Annotated in this window: 17 protein-coding genes and 1 pseudogene; 5 read left to right on the forward strand and 13 right to left on the reverse strand. The window is 46.3% G+C overall.

The features are described from left to right. Both FC652_RS13570 and tal read right to left on the reverse strand, forming a co-directional pair. Positions 1 to 491: pseudogene (locus tag FC652_RS13570) on the reverse strand (transketolase); the annotation flags it as partial. A gap of 81 nt (positions 492 to 572) precedes the next feature. Beyond that, complete coding sequence (gene tal, locus FC652_RS13575) at positions 573 to 1,523, reverse strand: transaldolase (protein ID WP_176299008.1); 951 nt, start codon at positions 1,521 to 1,523, stop codon at positions 573 to 575. A gap of 462 nt (positions 1,524 to 1,985) precedes the next feature. Between tal and FC652_RS13580 the strand changes: the two genes are divergently transcribed. Next, positions 1,986 to 2,978 carry a sugar-binding transcriptional regulator gene (locus FC652_RS13580; RefSeq protein WP_176299009.1) on the forward strand — a complete coding sequence of 331 codons (993 nt, stop codon included), beginning with the start codon at positions 1,986 to 1,988 and terminating at the stop codon, positions 2,976 to 2,978. A gap of 136 nt (positions 2,979 to 3,114) precedes the next feature. Next, on the forward strand, positions 3,115 to 4,413 hold the full coding sequence (locus tag FC652_RS13585) for a glycoside hydrolase family 18 protein (protein ID WP_176299010.1): 1,299 nt from the start codon (positions 3,115 to 3,117) through the stop codon (positions 4,411 to 4,413). Positions 4,414 to 4,490: 77 nt separating this feature from the next. Here FC652_RS13585 and FC652_RS13590 read toward each other — a convergent pair whose 3' ends face one another. The 5 genes from FC652_RS13590 to moeA all read right to left on the reverse strand — a co-directional run bounded on the left by FC652_RS13590 (position 4,491) and on the right by moeA (position 10,136). Beyond that, the gene (locus tag FC652_RS13590) at positions 4,491 to 6,767 is read right to left on the reverse strand and encodes a bifunctional diguanylate cyclase/phosphodiesterase (RefSeq protein WP_176299011.1); all 2,277 of its coding nucleotides are present in this window, start codon (positions 6,765 to 6,767) and stop codon (positions 4,491 to 4,493) included. 29 nt (positions 6,768 to 6,796) lie between these two features. Continuing rightward, complete coding sequence (locus FC652_RS13595; RefSeq protein ID WP_176299012.1) at positions 6,797 to 7,627, reverse strand: sulfurtransferase; 831 nt, start codon at positions 7,625 to 7,627, stop codon at positions 6,797 to 6,799. 12 nt (positions 7,628 to 7,639) lie between these two features. Continuing rightward, complete coding sequence (locus FC652_RS13600) at positions 7,640 to 7,951, reverse strand: hypothetical protein (RefSeq protein ID WP_157401777.1); 312 nt, start codon at positions 7,949 to 7,951, stop codon at positions 7,640 to 7,642. 145 nt (positions 7,952 to 8,096) lie between these two features. Beyond that, positions 8,097 to 8,891, reverse strand: a complete 795-nt coding sequence (gene moeB / locus FC652_RS13605) for a molybdopterin-synthase adenylyltransferase MoeB (protein ID WP_176299013.1) — start codon at positions 8,889 to 8,891, stop codon at positions 8,097 to 8,099. 9 nt (positions 8,892 to 8,900) lie between these two features. After that, positions 8,901 to 10,136: a molybdopterin molybdotransferase MoeA gene (gene moeA / locus FC652_RS13610; RefSeq protein ID WP_176299014.1), complete on the reverse strand. Its 1,236-nt coding sequence runs from the start codon at positions 10,134 to 10,136 to the stop codon at positions 8,901 to 8,903. 175 nt (positions 10,137 to 10,311) lie between these two features. On the opposite strand from moeA, the gene folE reads away from it, so the two are divergent. After that, positions 10,312 to 10,965 (forward strand): GTP cyclohydrolase I FolE, encoded by a 654-nt coding sequence (gene folE, locus FC652_RS13615; protein ID WP_011081489.1) that lies wholly within the window; start codon positions 10,312 to 10,314, stop codon positions 10,963 to 10,965. 97 nt (positions 10,966 to 11,062) lie between these two features. Here the strand turns inward: folE and FC652_RS13620 are convergent, their stop codons facing one another. From FC652_RS13620 to FC652_RS13630, 3 genes are all read right to left on the reverse strand, one after another. Beyond that, positions 11,063 to 12,037, reverse strand: a complete 975-nt coding sequence (locus tag FC652_RS13620) for a TDT family transporter (protein WP_176299015.1) — start codon at positions 12,035 to 12,037, stop codon at positions 11,063 to 11,065. Positions 12,038 to 12,295: 258 nt separating this feature from the next. Beyond that, positions 12,296 to 13,705 carry a H(+)/Cl(-) exchange transporter ClcA gene (gene clcA, locus FC652_RS13625; RefSeq protein WP_176299016.1) on the reverse strand — a complete coding sequence of 470 codons (1,410 nt, stop codon included), beginning with the start codon at positions 13,703 to 13,705 and terminating at the stop codon, positions 12,296 to 12,298. A gap of 464 nt (positions 13,706 to 14,169) precedes the next feature. Then, a complete protein-coding gene (locus FC652_RS13630; RefSeq protein ID WP_176299017.1) occupies positions 14,170 to 14,361 on the reverse strand; it encodes a DUF2986 domain-containing protein in 192 nt (63 codons plus the stop codon). A 137-nt stretch (positions 14,362 to 14,498) separates the two neighbouring features. Between FC652_RS13630 and FC652_RS13635 the strand changes: the two genes are divergently transcribed. Further along, the gene (locus FC652_RS13635; protein ID WP_176299018.1) at positions 14,499 to 14,879 is read left to right on the forward strand and encodes a nitrous oxide-stimulated promoter family protein; all 381 of its coding nucleotides are present in this window, start codon (positions 14,499 to 14,501) and stop codon (positions 14,877 to 14,879) included. Here the strand turns inward: FC652_RS13635 and FC652_RS13640 are convergent. Further along, complete coding sequence (locus tag FC652_RS13640; protein ID WP_176299019.1) at positions 14,866 to 16,251, reverse strand: MATE family efflux transporter; 1,386 nt, start codon at positions 16,249 to 16,251, stop codon at positions 14,866 to 14,868. The two genes, FC652_RS13635 and FC652_RS13640, sit on opposite strands and share 14 nt — an antisense overlap. A gap of 52 nt (positions 16,252 to 16,303) precedes the next feature. On the opposite strand from FC652_RS13640, the gene FC652_RS13645 reads away from it, so the two are divergent. Continuing rightward, positions 16,304 to 17,188, forward strand: coding sequence for an AraC family transcriptional regulator (locus tag FC652_RS13645; RefSeq protein ID WP_176299020.1), 885 nt, complete (start codon positions 16,304 to 16,306; stop codon positions 17,186 to 17,188). Between the two features lie 2 nt (positions 17,189 to 17,190). Here the strand turns inward: FC652_RS13645 and FC652_RS13650 are convergent, their stop codons facing one another. Further along, positions 17,191 to 18,345 (reverse strand): MFS transporter, encoded by a 1,155-nt coding sequence (locus tag FC652_RS13650; RefSeq protein WP_176299021.1) that lies wholly within the window; start codon positions 18,343 to 18,345, stop codon positions 17,191 to 17,193. Between the two features lie 198 nt (positions 18,346 to 18,543). Then, complete coding sequence (gene trxC / locus FC652_RS13655; RefSeq protein WP_176299022.1) at positions 18,544 to 18,978, reverse strand: thioredoxin TrxC; 435 nt, start codon at positions 18,976 to 18,978, stop codon at positions 18,544 to 18,546. Positions 18,979 to 19,105 lie beyond the last annotated feature (127 nt).

Below are 19,105 nucleotides of genomic sequence, written 5' to 3' on the forward strand. Positions count from 1 at the left end.
TCATGCGAGATACCTTCCATTAGACAGCCATCACCCATGAACACGTAAGTGAAGTGGTCAACGATGTCGTGGCCTTCTTTGTTGAATTGCGCTGCTAGCGCTTTCTCAGCCATTGCCATACCAACCGCGTTGGTGATGCCTTGACCTAGCGGGCCCGTCGTTGTTTCGATGCCCGGTGCGTAGCCGTATTCTGGGTGGCCCGGAGTCTTAGAATGCAATTGACGGAAGTTTTTCAGATCATCGATAGAAAGCTCGTAACCGCTCAAGTGCAGTAGCGAGTAAATCAGCATCGAGCCGTGGCCGTTAGAGAGTACGAAACGGTCGCGGTCAGCCCATTCAGGGTTTGATGGGTTGTGGTTTAGGTGAGAACGCCAAAGAACTTCAGCGATGTCCGCCATACCCATAGGTGCGCCTGGGTGGCCAGAGTTTGCTTTTTGTACGCCGTCCATGCTGAGTGCGCGGATTGCATTAGCTAAATGTTTACGATCCATAATAAATACCGAATATTATTTGAGTCTAAAGAGGAAATAAGTAGGGGAACGTTTGCGTTCCCCTAGTTTGATTCTGTGTGATTACAGTTTCGCTGCAATCATCGCTTCTAGTTTGCCTTGGTCAACGGCGAAGTTACGGATACCTTCAGCTAGCTTCTCAACCGCCATTGGGTCTTGGTTGTGCTCCCATAGGAATTCCGCGTGCGTCATTGGTGCTGGACGCTCTGCTGCGCCTTTAGAGTCAACCAGTTTCTCAACCACTTCACCTTCAGCCGCTTCAAGTTCTGCAAGTAGAGCAGGCGCGATAGTCAGACGGTCACAACCAGCCAGTTCTAGGATCTCACCGATGTTACGGAAGCTTGCACCCATAACGACGGTTTTGTAGCCGTACTCTTTGTAGTAGTTGTAGATCTTAGTAACAGACAATACGCCTGGATCTTCCTGAGCTTCAAAATCACGACCTTCTTTCGCCTTGTACCAGTCCATGATACGACCAACGAATGGAGAGATCAGGAATACGCCCGCTTCTGCACAAGCACGCGCTTGAGCGAATGAGAATAGAAGAGTCAGGTTACAGTTGATGCCTTCTTTCTCTAGGATTTCCGCTGCGCGAATACCTTCCCAAGTAGACGCCAGTTTGATCAGAATGCGATCGTTAGTGATGCCCGCATCGTTGTACATTTTCACTAGTTGGCGAGCTTTCGCTACGCTGCCTTCCATATCGTAAGATAGACGAGCGTCCACTTCTGTAGAGATACGACCTGGGATTGTTTTTAGGATTTCTTTACCGATATTTACTGCAAGCATGTCGCAAGTGTCTTGGATCTGCTGTGCTTTGTCATTGCTTTGAGTTTTTGCATATTCGATAGACGCATCGATCAGAGGCGCATACTCAGCGATTTGAGCAGCTTTAAGAATCAGAGAAGGGTTTGTGGTGGCATCTTCTGGTTGGTATTTCTTGATTGCATCAATTTCACCAGTGTCTGCTACGACAGTTGTTAGCTTGCGAAGTTGCTCTAACTTGTTGCTCATAATCGATCATCCTATATAACGGGCTATCGCTCGGTGTACACACCTAAGCCAATACATTTGTAAACTGACTAGCGAATAGTTTAGTGCGATTTTTGCAATGCACGCTCTATTCATCAGAAAAAATTTAGCAGCCGAACATTTGTTTTGAACATTTGCTCGATGGCTGAGTAAATGATGTATTCATATTTATCCTAACGTGTAGGAAAGTCAATGGTTGAGTGGCCTTTAAGGTGATGCTCATCAACGTTTTTTTTGTACAAAATCGAACGAATGACAATTAAACGTTTGCCCTTACTTGGCAAGGTTTCGCGGTCAAAACGATTTAACAAATCATTTACTGAGAAAATGTCATTTCAATGAGCAAAAGTTGCGGTTAGAATCGTGTGTAACATATGCTAAGTCAATGAGCATATGCTCAATGGCAGATTAAAATAGCACTCTGAAATGAGGGTGAGAGTAAATATGAGCAGTTCAAACCAAGATATATCGATTGAAAGCACGGATCTTCTCACGGAGATTTCGGTCGCTTACTATCAGGATGGCGCTACTCAGGAAGAGATTTCAAAGAAGTTTTCGGTTTCTCGCGCCAAAGTGGGCCGGATGCTTAAGCAAGCAAGAGACGAAGGGATCGTCGAAATCACCGTGAAGTATCACCCGGTGTTCAGTGCCAAAATTGAGCAGCGCCTAATTGAACGTTTTGGTGTGAAGCGAGCATTAGTCGCGCTTGACCAACCACAGGAAGAAGCACAGCGCCAGCAGGTGGCAGGTTTGGTCTCGAACTACCTGACGAGCACATTAAAAAACGGCATGGTGGTTTCGGTTGGGCAAGGGCGAAATGTCTCTGCGGTTGCGCACCATGTTGGTGTCATAACCCCGCGTGACTGCAAATTTGTCTGTGGGATTGGTGGAATTCATCCTCGCGGCGGTATGTTTAACGCTGACCATATTTGCCGTCAGTTGGCAAAAAAATATGGTGGCACATCAGAAACACTCTATGCGCCTGCGTACGCAGAAAACCGTGAGCAGAAAATGGCATTCATGCAAAACGCGACCGTGAAGCAGACCCTCGATCTCGCACGCAAAGCCGACATTGCTCTGATTGGGATCGGCGACATGAGCGAAAACAGCTATATGGTCGATCTGGGGTGGTTTACACCCGATGAAGTGGTGCAGTCTCGCTTACAGCAAGGGGTTGTGGGGGATTTCGCAGGTTATGACTTTTTCGATATTTATGGCAACGTCGCTAATACCGTAATGAGCGACCGTGTTATTGGTTTAGGTATTGAAGAGTTTAGGCCGATCTCCCAAGTCATCGCCATCGCGGCAGAAAACAGCAAGCCCTTGGCACTGCTTGGCGCGCTAAGAACGGGAGCCATTGATGTTGTCGCCACAAGCGTGAGTAACGCACTTACCGTGCTGAACCTTGACGAGCAGATGCAAGGAAAAGCGCAATAGCTGTTCGGGTTGCATATTTTTATGCAATTTATGCAATAAGGCTGTGAGAGTTTATAAATGACTCGCAGCCTGATTTGATTTCTAAGCTGAAAATAATCCCGAGGAGTACTTTTAAAACAGTTACTTGGAGGGACTTATGAAAAAAACACTGATCACCGCCGCTCTACTCAGCACGTTTGCTGGCAGCGTTATGGCACAAGAAAAAGTGGTTGCGGGTTACTTTGCTGATTGGCAATACGCGAACGCTTCAAATCCTTACACGGTTAAAGATATTCCTGCAGAAAAGCTGACTCATGTTATCTACGCCTTTTTAAGCATGTGTGGTCCTCATACTGGTGCATCAGAGACGGTGCAAAAGCTGGTAGCCAAACAGTGTGAAGGCAAAGAGCCATTTAGTGCGATTGTCGTTGATACCGAAGCTGCACTTGAAAAAGACTTCGGCAAGGTATCGGTAAAGGTGCCTTTCAAAGGCCATTTCGCCCAGCTTGCAGAACTGAAAAAACAGCACCCAGATCTTAAAATCCTTCCTTCTTTTGGTGGCTGGACTATGTCTGAGCCTTTCCATGCAATGGCTAAAGATCCTAAAGCGATGGCGCAGTTCTCAAAAACCGCCGTTGAACTTATCAAACAATATGACTTCTTTGACGGAATTGACTTGGACTGGGAATACCCGGGCGGTGGTGGCTTAACCACGTCCCCTTGGAATCCTGCGACGAAACTGTCTGATGAACAGAAAGCGGCAGAGCGCGATGCATTCACCTACTTGGTGAAAACAATGCGAGCAGATCTGGATTTGTTAGAGAAGCAAACCAAACGTCAATATGAGCTATCTACAGCAGTCGGTGTTGGATCGAAAGCGGCACAAATCGATTGGAAAGCCGCACAGCCATACCTAACCAACATGTTTGCGATGACCTATGACTTCCTCGGTGGGTGGGGGCAGCAGACCGGACACACCACCAACTTACATGCCACAGAACGCAGTTGGTGGGGCATGGGCGCAGATGTTTTCATCAATCAGATGATTGAACTTGGCATTCCTAGTGAAAAGCTGGTGATTGGCGCGGCGTTCTATGGTCGTGGATGGCAGGGAACAAAAGACTATGACGGTCAAGCGCCGAAAGGGGATCTGCTCTCTGAACAAGGCGCGCAATTTGGCACTGGCGAGAATGGCTACTTCATGTTCTGGGATCTGGTGAAGAACTATGGAGAGAAACAAGGCTATCAGTACAACTACGACGAACAGTCTCAAGCACCTTACTTGTGGAACCCAGAGAAAAAAGTCTTCATCTCATTTGAAGATCAGCGCTCGATTAAAGCGAAAGCTCAGTGGGCTAAGCAAGCCAATCTAGGGGGAATCTTTACGTGGGAACTTTCTGGCGATCCAAGCGGTAAGTTGGTTGATACCATGCATGCTGAAATGACAGGCAAGTAAAGTTCAGTCATTGGCTTTGATATAAAAACCCGCTGTTTTAGCGGGTTTTTGTTTACACGCAACAGGACAGTGAGCGTCTATTTTTCCGAGTGTTCGTCCATATAGACTTGCAGTTGCTCGACATTGAGTGGTTTTGCGTAGTAATAGCCTTGCAGCAAGTCACAACCAGATTCTGCGAGTTTGTTCGCCTGCAACTCTGTTTCTACTCCTTCAGCTAACACTGCCATGCCAAAGTTTTTCCCAATAGCAATGATATTTTTAACCATGTTGAAAGACTTTGCGTCATTCTCAATATTATCGACAAAGCTCTTGTCGATTTTCAACTCATCAATGGGCAGATCTTTTAGCATGCTTAACGAAGAATAACCGGTACCAAAATCATCCAGAGAGATTTTGAGCCCTTGTTGGTTCATCTCGTTGCAAATGGGTTTGAACTGATCAAGATCTTCAATAAACAAGTTTTCCGTTATTTCGAGAGTAATGCGCTTTCTATCAAGCCTTGCTGAGTCGATGGTGGTGATAAGGTGTTCGGCAAAATCCTGCTGAATAAACTGTTTGACAGAAATGTTGATTGAGAGGTTTAAGTCTTGACGCTGTGGTATCACATACGTTGCGATATCACTGACACTGCGTTCAATGATGAATTTACCCAGCTTAACCATAAGTCCAGAGCTTTCAGCAACAGGAATAAACAGATCGGGCGGGACAAAACCGAGCTCAGAATCCTGCCAACGAACTAAGGCTTCGACACCATGCAGCTTGCCATCCATATCGACCTGAGGTTGGTATACCATAAACAACTTCTGCTGCTCGATGGCAAACCGTAAACGTTGTTCAACTTTCATCTTGTATAAATGCTGCTCTTGCATTTCAGTCGTGAAAATATTGAACGAGTTACGCTCTTGTTTGGCTCGATACATTGAGATATCGGCGGCGCGAAGAAGCGCATCGAGGTCGTGACCATGAGTTGGATAAATGGCGATACCCACGCTACAGCTTAATAAGAACTGAACGTCGTTAATCACATAAGGCTCGGCCATTTTGGCGATCATGTTTGTAGCCAATGACTTAAGCAAAACGGGATCGCTTTCTTTAACCAATAAAATAAACTCATCACTAGCTTCACGAACGAGCAGGCGCTTCTCGTTGCTGAATGACCCTAATCGTTGTGTGATTTGTTTTAAAACTTGGTCACCGAAATCGTGGCCATGTGTGTCATTGACACTCTTAAAGTTGTCCATGTCGATGAACAACAAAGCAAAAGGTGACGTCTTGTTTTTTAACCATAAATGAATGTTATCTCTGAGGTATCGACGGTTGGGTAACTGAGTCAAAGTATCATGTGTGGCTTGGTGGTGTAGGCGTTCAATGGTCTCTTTTTCGTTGTTCGCGATCGAGCGCACTAGACCATAGAAGGCCAGCTGTAGTATGGCAAAAATCAGTAAGTAAAAGCCAAACTGAGAGTAAAACAGCTGACGAATGTAGTGCATTTCAGTTGCGGATACTGCCCAAACACGATAGTCGGCCAAGTATTTCACTGTCATCAAGTAAGACATCTGATGGCCCTGAGTCATCACGGTGACAGCTTCTTGCGAGGCTTTTAGCTCATCTTCAGAAATGGAGTGTTGTGATGCGGCGGCTGCGATCACTTCTTTATAACGATGATCTTCTATTGGCCGATCATAGCGGTTAACGAGCGATTCATCTGCTGACACAAAAGTGCGATAGCGATCGTGACGGACGAGGCTAACGATATTAAATGGATTTGCGTGAATGTTGTTTCTAAAGACCAGAGTAGACTCAACTTTTAGTCCAGCCGTCATAACGGCCTCGACCTCGCCCTGGCTGTTGCGGATCGATTTGCGAACAGGAATGATCAAAGAGTCGATGGCGTCAAAATAATAGGTTCGGCCTAAGATCATGCGGCTGGACTCGAGTGCTTCTATGAAACCTGCTTTTGTCACAGGATTATCCATTAGATTTTCTGCGCGGGCTAAATCGATGTTGCTGGTAACAGCAATAAAATCTCCATTTGGATTTGCCAAACCAAATCCGGCAATAATGGGGTGAATCTGCATCAGATTGTCTAAAATTGGCCGAATTTGTAGTGATGCAGTACGAGTGAAATCACTTTGATCAACCAGCCGCTGTCCAACGACTTCCAGTAACGACTCTTGGCTCTTAAACAGAGAGTCGACGGAAGACGAAAAAAGTTCGAGCTGCAGCAGTTGCTTATCTTGGTATTTCTGTAGATTGGAATGATAGAAATTATGGCCAAAAAGGATAAAAAGCCCCATGGTAACCACCACGAGGACCCAATAAAGCAGCCAAATATTGTTCTTCATTCCAGCCATTCTTTGCCTTCTGTTTGACGCTGTCTTGGTTAAGGTTCAATAGGTAGTTGAGGGTTGGCTCCCCATTCCGTCCATGAACCGTCGTAGACAGACAAATTTTTGTAACCGATTAGGTATGCGCCTAATAACAAAATGCATGCAGTGACCCCCGAGCCACAACTGAAAACGATCGGTTTACTCTGGTCTAATGGTAGCGACTCGAAAGCCTCTTGCAAACCAGACAAAGGTTTAATATGGCCTTTGTCTAAGAGTTGTGAAAACGGCAAACACAGGGAACCCGGAATGTGGCCACTGCGTATACCTTCTCTGGGCTCTGGGACCTGAGCTAAAAACCGTTCCATAGATCGTGCATCGACAATTGAGGCGGAGCGCAAATTACTGTGCTTCAGAACAATATCGGCATTTAAGAAATAATCTGGATCGATTTGTCCGTTGAATGTGCCAATCTGTGATACTGCTTCAAAGTTGTCTTGGGTTTCAAAGCCTGCGTCAATCCACGCTTTCAGGCCACCATTGAGCACTTGAACGTTATGATGTCCTATCGCTTTTAGCATCCACCAAGCTCTTGGCGAAGCGTAAGTTCCCGCGTTATCGTAGACCACGATATGGCTATCATTGTTTAGACCGATCTGTTGTGCTTTAGTATTGAAGGTTGCTTGATTGGGCATCATATGAGGCAAAGTACTGGAAAGATCGCAGAACTCGTGGTCGTAATCGAATCGACGAGCACCAGGGATGACCTTGCCGAAAATCTTAGGTTCAGCATTGGGAATCGTGAACTCCATGCTGGCATCTAAAATGACCAAATTTTTTTGATGTTTAATCTCATTCAGTTCACTGGCAGAAATAAGCGGGGACATAGAGTGATTTCCTTATGGTTTCTGGCATTCGATAAAGTGATAGCTAGGTTGCTCGGTGAGCGCATTTGATCCTTTTGCTAAAAGCACTTGCGCAGGTGGCTGACAATCATTGTCGGGTTTGACCGTTAATCTCAGCACGCTGGAGTCGGGGAGTTTGACCGTTAAATAACGTCGATGCCCATCTAAAGATTGAGTTAACGTATTGCTAAGCAGTATTGCGTGAAGCCTCTCATTGTCCGGCTTATCTCTTAGCAGGTGTTGCAGCAACAGAAGCAAAACGATGCCTGACAACAGTAATCCAAATCCTTTTATGAGTGGTCTCATCGAATGCTCGTCAAAACAATTGGTTATTAGCGTTTAGGGCCAAGATAAAACAATTTCCTTCCGTTGTAACCATTTCCTTCCATCGCAACCACGGCATAAGTGGAGCGTTAAAAAAAGCCCTCGACAATAGAAGAGGGCCTTTCAATCAACTCTGGTTGGTGTGTTGTGAATCAGAGTTGCGTTGTGAATCATCGTCGCACACTGGGCAAGCGGGCAGTTTCATGAGATTCATTTCTCGCCAAGACATCGTCATGGCGTCAAGGATCAAAATTTTACCGCTTTTTGGGGTACCAAAGTGAGCCAACACTTTGATCGCTTCCATGGCTTGTACGGCGCCTATGATGCCAACGACAGGTGCCATGACCCCAGCTTCGACACAACTCAGCGCATTTGAGCCAAACAGTGCGCTAAGACATTGATAGCAAGGCTCGTTGGCGTTTTGATAGGTAAAAACACTCACCTGACCTTCCATGCGAATCGCAGCGCCGGATACCAATGGCGTTTTGGTCGCAAAGCAGAGGCGATTCAATTGATTGCGTGTCTCTACGTTGTCACTGGCATCCAACACTAAGCTGTGATTTTTAATCAAAGCTTTAAGCTCAGAATCGTTAAGACGCTGCGCCACCGTTACCACTTCAATGTGAGGATTCAGCTCTCGTAGCGACTGAGCGGCGGACTCGACTTTTTTACGCCCAATATCAACATCGTGATGCAAGACTTGGCGCTGCAAATTGGACAACTCAACAATATCGTCGTCAATCAATGTCAGCTTGCCGACACCCGCTGTCGCCAGATATTGACTCGCAGCGCAGCCAAGACCACCAGCACCCAAAATTAAGATGGAACTTTGTTTGAGAGCTTCTTGGCCTTCAAAATCAAACTGACGTAGGATGATTTGGCGGTTATAGCGCAGCATTTCCTGATCGGAAAGAATCTCCACCTTCAGCTCCTAAAACAGGGTTGAGTTAAACAATTCGATATTGACGGTTTCACCCACTTCAACACGTCCACGCTCTCGCTCTAAAACCACAAAACAATTTGCCAAGCTCATTGAACGAAACGCGCCGGAGCTTTGATTTCCTGTTGTTTCGACAAAGAACTGACCATTTTCAATGGTGTAAATACCGCGTTGGTAGTCGGTGCGGCCGGGAGCCTTTTTAAATGCCGTACGCGTTGTGGCGGGGATAGACTCCGGAACTTTCCATTGCGAATGGCCTGCCAATTTGGCCAGCATCGGCTGAACCAAAACATACATAGTCAAAACGGCTGAAACGGGGTTACCTGGCAGGCCGCAGAACCACGCGGTGCTGAGTTTGCCAAAAGCAAAGGGTTTACCCGGCTTGATCGCCAGTTTCCAAAAACCGATTTCGCCTAGCTGTTCCAAAATGTCTTTGGTGTAGTCGGCTTCGCCCACGCTTACGCCACCAGAAGTGACCACCACATCCGCTAGTGATTGGGCTTTTTCGAAGGTGGCTTTTAATGTTTCAGGACAATCAGGAATGATGCCGAGGTCGATGGCTTCGCAGCCAAAGTTCTCAATCAGCGGCTTAATACCGTAGCGGTTGCTATCGTAGATCTGACCTTCCAGTAGTGGTTCACCGAGTGATTTGAGCTCGTCACCAGTAGAAAAGAAAGCAACACGTGGTTTTCTGACCACTGTGACGTGGCTGATGCCTAAAGAAGCAATCATGGGAATATCACGAGGCGTGAGGCGAGCCCCTTGGGCCAAGACTAAGTCACCCGCTTGGATATCGTCGCCTGTTGGTCGAATGTTTTCGTTCGGCTTAATCTGGCACTGTTGGATGACAATACCTTCGTCGCTTACTTCGGTGTTTTCCTGCATGATGACGGCGTCACAGCCTGCCGGGATTTTTGCGCCTGTCATGATGCGAATGCAGCTATTTTGCGGCCATTCCCCGTCAAAAGGCTGGCCTGCAAATGACTTGCCCGCAAGCGGTAGTGGTTGGTTGTGCTCTAAATCGGCAATGCGAATCGCGTATCCATCCATTGCAGAGTTATCAAAAGGAGGCACGTTAATAGGGGAAAGAATATCTTCAGCTAAGACATAACCAAGCGCTTCAGCAAGCGGTAGTTTTAACGTTGTTTGAATCGGTTTAATGCGGGAAAGCATTTTTTCCATCGCATCTTCAATTGGCATTAAGCCAGGTGCATCACAACAGCCCATATTGAATTTCCGTTGAATTATGGTTTTAGCGCACTTTAGCACAAATCGATGAGTGGCACGAATGACCCTCAGTAAAATATGGGTGTAATTATTCAAAAATCCGAGTATCCTTGTCAGCCATCCTAAAGGGGTATTCTTCCCTTTATGAGAGTCTTGAGATGTAAGAGGAAGTGGAATGTCAGGTCTTAGCGAATCCGCCCAACTGGTTAAACAAGCGTTAGAAAAGCGCGGTTTGGAAACGCCGATGGTGCCGAACCAATTCAGTCGTGAAGAAAAGAAAGAGAAAATCGAACACCACATGCGTGAGATCCTTTCTTTGCTTGAACTGGATCTGACCGACGATAGCTTGGAAGAAACGCCAAGACGCATTGCTAAAATGTACGTCGACGAAGTTTTTTCCGGCCTAGATTATCAGAACTTCCCTAAGATCACTGTGATTGAAAACAAGATGAACGTCAGCGAGATGGTTCGAGTGAAAGAGATCACCTTAACCAGCACCTGCGAGCATCATTTGGTGACCATTGATGGCAAAGCGGCAGTGGCCTATATTCCTCGCGGAAAAATCATTGGTTTATCTAAGATCAACCGCATTGTTCGTTTCTTTGCGCAACGCCCTCAGGTGCAAGAGCGCATGACACAACAGATTCTAGTGGCGTTGCAAACCTTACTCGAATCGGATGACGTTGCGGTAACCATCGACGCAACACACTATTGCGTGAAGTCTCGCGGCGTGATGGACGCGACCAGTGAAACCACCACAACCGCATTGGGTGGTATTTTTAAGAGTAACCCAGCGACACGAGCCGAGTTTCTGCACGGTTTGCGTTAATCGAAAGTTTATTGAATACAAAAAAACGCCCAACTCATGAGTTGGGCGTTTTTATGTCTGCGCATTCTTTTCGGCTATTTCAAAGCGTCAATGGAGGCTAAATCGCTGGTTTGGCTTTGAACACTTCGGGCCAATACATCTTAACGTAGCCAGCAGATACCCACACAACAAGCACGGTGGCAATGCTCAGTTCAAGAAAGCCAAAATCATGCAGCCATGCCCATTGAGGGTGGGACTCGGCAAAAAATGCTGTTAAGCGATGCATCGCAATGGCACTGATCACCGATGGGAAGGTAACGGCCGCGATGGAAGGTTGGAACTTCAATCTCAGTAATCGAATGTAGCATAGGTAAATCAGCAGAGTCATGGTAATGGCAATGCCCGCTAACGCGCCTGTGAGGATAGGATCTGGTTCTTTGAAGTTCACCAAATATGCGGCTAGCGAAAGGTTAACCGGAGCGGCCATGATGGCTAATGTTGGCCTTGCTCGTTTAGGCAGAGAGCCAAAAAACACCAATCGGTAGAGAACCAGAGGCAGTAGGAAGAAATAGATCCCAATGCAGACCATAGCCAGTGTTTCTGAAAAGACATTGTGTCCAAATTGAGAACCAGCCAATGAGCTGCTAATCAATCCAACAGGATAGAGGAACCAGCTTGGCACAATATTGGACATCTTGAAATTCATGATTTGGAAACTGAAAAACAGCACCATCATGGTAAAGTGCAGCAAAACCGCCATAAACCAAAGAGGGTAGGCGATCAATGGAGATACGACCGCCAAATAATCGCACAACACCAACAGCGCCATACTCATCGGAGCCATCAAACTTCCACTCAAAGGATGACGAATATCGTTGAGAAAGGTTTTAGCGTTGGTGGCGTATTTGGCCAATACAGGTAAGAGCAATATCGCGCCAAAAGCCGCGAGAAAAGGACGAATCGGAACACCAACTTCAGGCAAGTAAAGCGCCCATGCTTGCCCAAGTCCAATGACCCCCAATGCCAGTGCGGCTTGTGATGGTGGCACGTTTTGAACCTGTACCAATTTTCTCCAATTCAGCGAAAATTCCATTTACGAATTTAACCTCAATTCGACGCATTATTTTTAGATATTGATGATAAAAGTGATTTCCCTTGTTCACTTTTGACTCGATTCGAGTGTCTGGAGATCATTCATAGCATGACATCTGATTTGAACAGCAGAAACATACAACGGTGACCTTCAGGCGACGCTGATGGTATCAATTTTGCTGTGTACTTGCTTGGAAAAAATCGAACAGTGAGAAAAAAATCGGGATAAAGTGGTTTATCCCGAATCCATACTAGCGTCTTACGCCTGTGGGTTTTGTTGCTCTGGTAGATCTTGCTGACGCAACTTATCGTTCTTGATGGTTCTGTGTAGAAGCTGACTGTAGATGGGCTTACCGCCACAAACTTGCGCACAAATTACCGCACCGAGACTGGTAATGATCAGTGGCAAAATGAGGTAATAGTTGTTGGTCATTTCAATCACGAGCAGAATTCCCGTAATCGGCGCGCGAACCGTGGCGGCGAACAAAGCGCCCATACCCGCGATGGCGAACATGCCCGGCTCGATGGGAAGATCGGGAAGTAGAATTTTCGCTGTGGCACCAAAGGCATAGCCAAACAGCGTGCCCAATGCCAACATAGGCGCAAAAATCCCGCCGGGTGCACCTGAGCCAAAACATATTAAAGTGGTCAACACTCGTCCAACAAAGAGCATCACAAGCAGAGAAACGCTGTAGTTGCCGTTAGTGACGTCTGGAATAAGATGAATGCCGCCGCCCGTCAACTCGGGAACATACAGCAACAGCAAACCAAAGATGCCACCAAGACAGGTTCCGGTGATCAAATAGCGTTTGCGATCATTTTTGTGCAAGGCAACGAAGGCGTCTTGTGCAACAGTCACCAGTTTATTGAACAGCACACCAAAAACGCCAAATAGTCCGCCCAATAACAAAAAGAGCCACAAAGCTTTTAGCTCGGGTGGTTGATATTGCGGCATGGTAATGACCGCATCTTGGCCGTTGATGGCGCGAAACACGATATTGGCCATAACAGCAGAAATAATCACAGCTCGAATAGAGATCAGCGAGTAACGAAATTGTGGGCGCATCTCTTCGACCACGAACATGATCCCCGCAAGAGGAGCATTAAACGCGGCGGCCAAACCACCTGCCGCCCCTGACGCGAGTAGAGAGTGGCGAGTGTCGTCATCTTTCACTCGGAAAATATCCGTGACCATGCGACCAACGGCGCCGCCCATCTGAACAGTAGGCCCTTCTCGGCCCAGCACCATTCCTGAACCCAGTGCCCCCATGCCGCCAAAAAACTTCACGGGGATGACTCGCCACCATCTGACTGGGCGGATATTGTCCATCGCCCCCTCGATTTCTGGGATACCTGAGCCAGCGGCCTCTGGCGCAAAGCGGTGAACCAGAAAATACCCCACGAATGCAAGCGCTGCACTGATCAAAATTGCCGCAAGCCAAAGCGGCAGCAAATGACCAATTTCACTCTTTAACCACTCCGTCCGAGTCTCGGAAACAAAATGTACGGCGATTTCGAAATAGGTTCCAACCAGTCCTGCCAATATGCCAACCAATGCGGCTAAGAAAAGGACAGAAATAGGTGTTGAACCGTGTGAGAGAAACTGATTGATTGCATCTTTGGGCACTTTTACTAGAACGGACTGAATGATTCTCTCACGCTTGGTCATGTGTATCTCCAACGCCAAAATTTCGAGCTCAGATTATAAGCGAAGCTAGGGTTGTGCTTTAGTTACGAAAGATGCAAATTAGTTTTTCATAATTCAGCGTGGTAAAAGCAAAAAATTGTGATAGATGGCACGTTATTTAAAGGGAATTTCTTGCAATTTAACCAATGTGTACCACACTTAAATCGTAAAGCAACATGCTGCTCGATAAGGAGGGATGTGAGGTTTTACACACAATTTGGATGGAATCAAAACTCTACTGTAGTTCCTCGTTTTTTGTTAGGGATGCATCTATAGTAATCCCAAATCGCAGACTCACGATTGAGTAACGAGGTAAAGGCGCACTGCTAGGTGCGCCTTATTGTATTTGTACCCTTATATGACACCCAAGCTGCCGATGTGCGTTCTCGTTAAAAGAACGTAATCACTGTCGCGTCTGTGGAAAGGTGAAAAAGTTACTTAGGTTCTTACTTTGTTTCGCTATCTAGGTCAGTATCAAGTGAAGGGATACTTTCGTTTTCTACCACTTCGCCTGCGGCTTCCAGTTTGGCACGTTCTGCTTTTGAAATGTAACGTGGTTTGTTACTTTTATGCAGTTTCGCGTTTTGCTTTTTCAGCTTCGATTTGAAAATTTGATTGATTTTCTTTTTGCGGTTCATTGTTGTTGCCCCCGTGAAAGGTGGCTGAGAATAATCATTTGTCGCACAAAGTACAAGTGAGTTTGATTTAGATAAATGAAAATAGTTCTCGACAAAGCGTAAAATTGACAAAGTGATTAATAAATATTGGTTCTACGATGGCGTCAAAAATACTGATGGGGGCATTGGCCACTGAGTTCAAAACGGTTGCAGCGATGATTCGCATCTATTGCAAGGATCACCACCACGGCGATACCTTGTGTGAGGAGTGTCGGGCACTAATGGACTACGCCGAAGTGAGGTTGGACAGATGTCCTTATGGCGAAGATAAGCCAACTTGCAATCAATGCCCCATCCATTGTTACAAAAAAGCACAGAAAGAACAGATGCGTTTGGTGATGCGTTATTCAGGACCACGAATGTTATTGGTTCATCCTATTTTGGCGATTCGTCATTTGCTACATGAACGAAAACCGGTGCCAGACAAGCCAACACCGGAAAGCTCTAACCGCCATAAAAGGCTCGCTAAGAAACCGTAACAACGGTTAAGTTTTTAATCCAAAATTTTTGTGTGTAGCGTCGGTAGCACAGCGCTAATTTCACAATTTCTTCAGCCAACATTAGCGCATAGACGACTTTAAACTCCATGCCAGCAATAAAGGCTGCTAAAGCACACAAAGGAATACCTGTCATCCACATGGCGATAAAGTCCATTCTTAAACAGAATACGTTGTCGCCACCTGCGCGAATGATGCCATTAATGATGGTCATGTTTAGCATGCGAATCCAGATCCCGCAGCAAAGGATGATCACCGCAGGCGCTGCTAGTGGTTTCAGTTCTTCACTGTTGAGATTGAGCCCAGATAAAATCCACTCTCTGTTCAACAACATAAATGCGCCGACTGACACGCCAACGACGAAAACGACCTTGATAAAATAGGCGGCCATCGCTTGCGCACGGTCAAACTCGTTGCGCCCGAGTGACTGACCAATAAGCACAGAACAAGCGACCGAAATACCAAAAAAGATTGCGTAACATAATGATTCAAAAGGGCCAAGCATACTGAAAACAGCAAGCTCTGTGGTACCCATATGGCCAAATATAATTTGGTAGGCCATGGTGCCAATTCCCCACAAAACCGCGCCCAATGTCACCGGCAACGCCAAGCGACGGTAGGAAAGCCAAAGGGAAGGGCGATCTGCGGATGCTTCTGTTTCGAGCAACCAATGGCGCTTGTATTTCATAAACCCAAGCATGAGTACGACTTGCAGAGCGCGAGAAATTGACGTTGCCAAAGCGGCTCCTGCAACGCCCATCGCAGGCACGCCGAGCCCACCTTTAATCAGCCAATAGTTGAGAGCAATATTGACGAAAATGGTCACGGAGCCAATGAATAAGGGTGTTACGGTATCGCCAGAAGAACGCATGCTCGATTCAATCACAATCACGATATGGGTCAGCAATAAAACCGGTAGCGCGTACCAGAGATACACGGAGCCAAGTTCAATGACGGTTTTATCGTTGGTTTGCAGCATCATGATGAACTGCGAACCCAAGGTGATCAGTAAACTGACAGGTATCAGCACTTTCAACCCAAAGTTGAGGGCAATGAGAGAAACGGCTTTTGCACTGCGGCGATCGTCTTTGCCCCAGTATTGCGCAACTAACGTACCATTTGCGGAAGCAAGACCTGCCATGATCATAATTGCAATGAAATGCCATTTTGAGGCGATTCCCACAGCGGCAGTCGCTTCTTTCCCAAAATCACTGACCATTAAAACATCTGCCAATGCCAAAATAGCCACCAGTGCACTTTGAATTGCGACTGGAAAACCAAGTTTGGCGATTGTCTTTAATAGCCCTTCTGGTAAGGTGTTCTGAGCACTATTGTTCGTTAGATGCGTATTCATTTCGTCTCCTCTGTTTCTGAGGGGACTATATAAGGATTGCTTGCGAGTTAACATGTTTGAAAAATCACAAAAGCTGTGCAAATCCGTCATTGATGGTTATTTGCCAAAACAGCAATGGATAGATGAAGTCCATCTTGCCGATCGATGTAAAGAGCGATTCTTAACGTTGACGGAGATCCCGGAGTGGCGTAACGCAGATGTGTTTATGGCAGGCATTGCTGAGCTAAAAGATGGCTACTACGTTGAGCGGTATGGTGTGGGTGTACATACGTTGCTGTTTACTCTCAAAGGTGGAGGGGTTCTGATAACGAAAGAGGCAGTAAAGGAAATTCCGCCTTACTCCTTAACTATATTGCCAGCGAAAACGCCTTTTCGTTTTGAGATGAATCCTGACCTTGCGCATTGGGATATGATTTGGTTGTTGCCGCAACCAACAGACAAATGGGCACACATTGCTCAAATGGGTCAAACCGTCGTGAGCTTTCGTGAGTCAGAACAGATTTGGTCGTTGATGTGTCTGCTTTACGGCGAAATTGGTGGGCGAACAAGTTACCGAAGAATGTTGGTTAGCGAAGTGGTGAGAATGCTATCGCGCATTGAGCCCGGTATTCCAGGTTCACTTTCACGCGTGCAAGCCCTATTTAATGAGGTGGAAAGCCAACTGCATTTGCCGTGGAGCGTTGCCGAAATGGCGGAGCACTGTTTTATTAGTGAGGAACAGTTCAACCGCCTAACAAAGCAGTTGTTTGGCCTTTCACCTCGCGCGCGTTTAATTCAACTTAGAATGGAGAAAGCGGCGGATCTCCTTCGCTATAGAGAGTGGACGATCACCATGATTTCCAATCGACTCGGTTATAAAGACCCTTATAACTTCACTCATCGTTTTAAGAAATATTTTGGTCTATCGCCGACTCAATATCGCAAAACTCAGCATTAGTGTTACTCGCCCAAAGAGACCACTTTTCGAGTCTTCATTGCGGCAAACAGCATGTAAATAGTGGTCGGAACCAGTATCGCGAACAAGTAACCCAGCAAACCGTGTGGGCGTAGCATAAAATGACCAGCCAGTGCCGGGCCGACAACGGAACCTACACTATAACTAAACAGCATGACCTGCGTAGCGGAAACAATAAAACGGTTATCAAGTTGCTGGCAGCCTAGTGTAATCGCAACAGGGTAAAGGGCAAATACCGCCATACCTAAAACAAACAGGGCAATTGCTAGAACAAGAGTTGATGTGGTTAATAAGGTCAAGCCAATCGCAAATACTCCCGCCAAACCGTAGAACGCCATCAACAGCGTTTTGCCTGTCCACTTGCTGAGTAATGTCACAGTTGGTTGAACGACCATACCACCCAAAATAATCAAAGCCATCAGTGTACCGATTTCGCCGTGGGCAATATGACGGTTAGCCAACTCCAATGGCATCAAACCGTAAATCGCTCCCAACGTTAATCCAGAGACGATACAACCAATGATGGCCGCATGATCTAAGTTGATGATCTGTTTAAATGACAAACTCTCAGATTCGGTGCTGTTGGGTTGCGCTGTCTTGAAGCACAGGAGAGTTAAAATAGCCAGTGACAGCGTCACGCAAATTATCGCGAAAGGTAATAGCCCCTCTGTGCCCAATAGCGTTATGCCCATTTGACCAAACGCAGTACCGCCATACAAAGAAATCATATAAAAGCTGAGTCGTTTTGCTCGAGAACGTTCATCGCCATCGAGCAGCCATGACTCAACCACAACAAAGACTCCTGCAACCGCAATGCCGGCGATGAATCGAGCGATAAGCCATACGGTACTTGAAGGCAGCATTGGCAAAATGACGATGCTAGCAATGAAAGTGACTAAACAGGTGATAAACGCCAGTTTGTGACCGATACGTTGAACGATGGGCTCGAAAAACAAAGAACCGACCAAGAGTCCAGCATAAAACACGCTGGCAAGCCAACTCACAAGAGAAACGGGAAGTTGATACTGGTTGGTGACTAGCGGAATCAGACTCATCAGATACCCAGACGCTACGGAATAAAGTGTTAACGCCACAATAGGAACGGCAATGCCGAGTGATTTGTCTGCTGCTTTGTTCACGCCTTTTTGTCTCCAGTTTGCATATCAGTTAAAGTGATTTGGCGCGACTATGCGACCAAAAAACAGACATGTAAAATCAGAGATATTTGTCGTCAAGGACTCGAATTTTTATTGATGTGTTGATGTAATGAGCGAAAGGAACCTATTGGGTAGGCTAATGAGTTGCCAGACAAACACGACATTTGTCTGGCAAATGGGTTATTTTAACAGTGCTTGATTAAGCCATTGATCAAATTGGCCTTTTGGCAGTGCTCCGTTGACCACATCAACACGTTTTCCCTGTTTAAACACCATCACGGTTGGAATGCTCCTGATCTGATACTGTGCGGCCAGTTGTTGTTCGACTTCAGTATTAATTTTCACAAAGCGAACTTTCCCCTTGCGTTCTGCAGCGACATCTTGAAACACCGGAGCGAACCCAACGCAGGGATTGCACCACGGCGCCCAAAAATCAACCACGACAGGCACGTTACTTTGCAGCAAGTGAGTAAAATTATCATTGGTACCTTCAATAGGTGCACCATCTAAAAGTTCTGTTTTACATTTGCCACAGGTAGGATGTTCAGAAACGCGCTCTGACGGCAAACGGTTCAAACCACCACAAGATGGGCAACGAGAATGAAAGGTCGACATGGCTTAACTTCCTCTTATTTTTTGTCTTTCGTCTTATATGAGGGTGAAAGACCTGCAGTTCAATACCGAATGGAAAACTGGACTTACCAGATCCGCCGATTAGGCGTATACTTTCGTCATTCATTGA

It is taken from the genome of Vibrio sp. 05-20-BW147, from assembly GCF_013369385.1.
In the GTDB taxonomy this organism is placed as follows: domain Bacteria; phylum Pseudomonadota; class Gammaproteobacteria; order Enterobacterales; family Vibrionaceae; genus Vibrio; species Vibrio floridensis.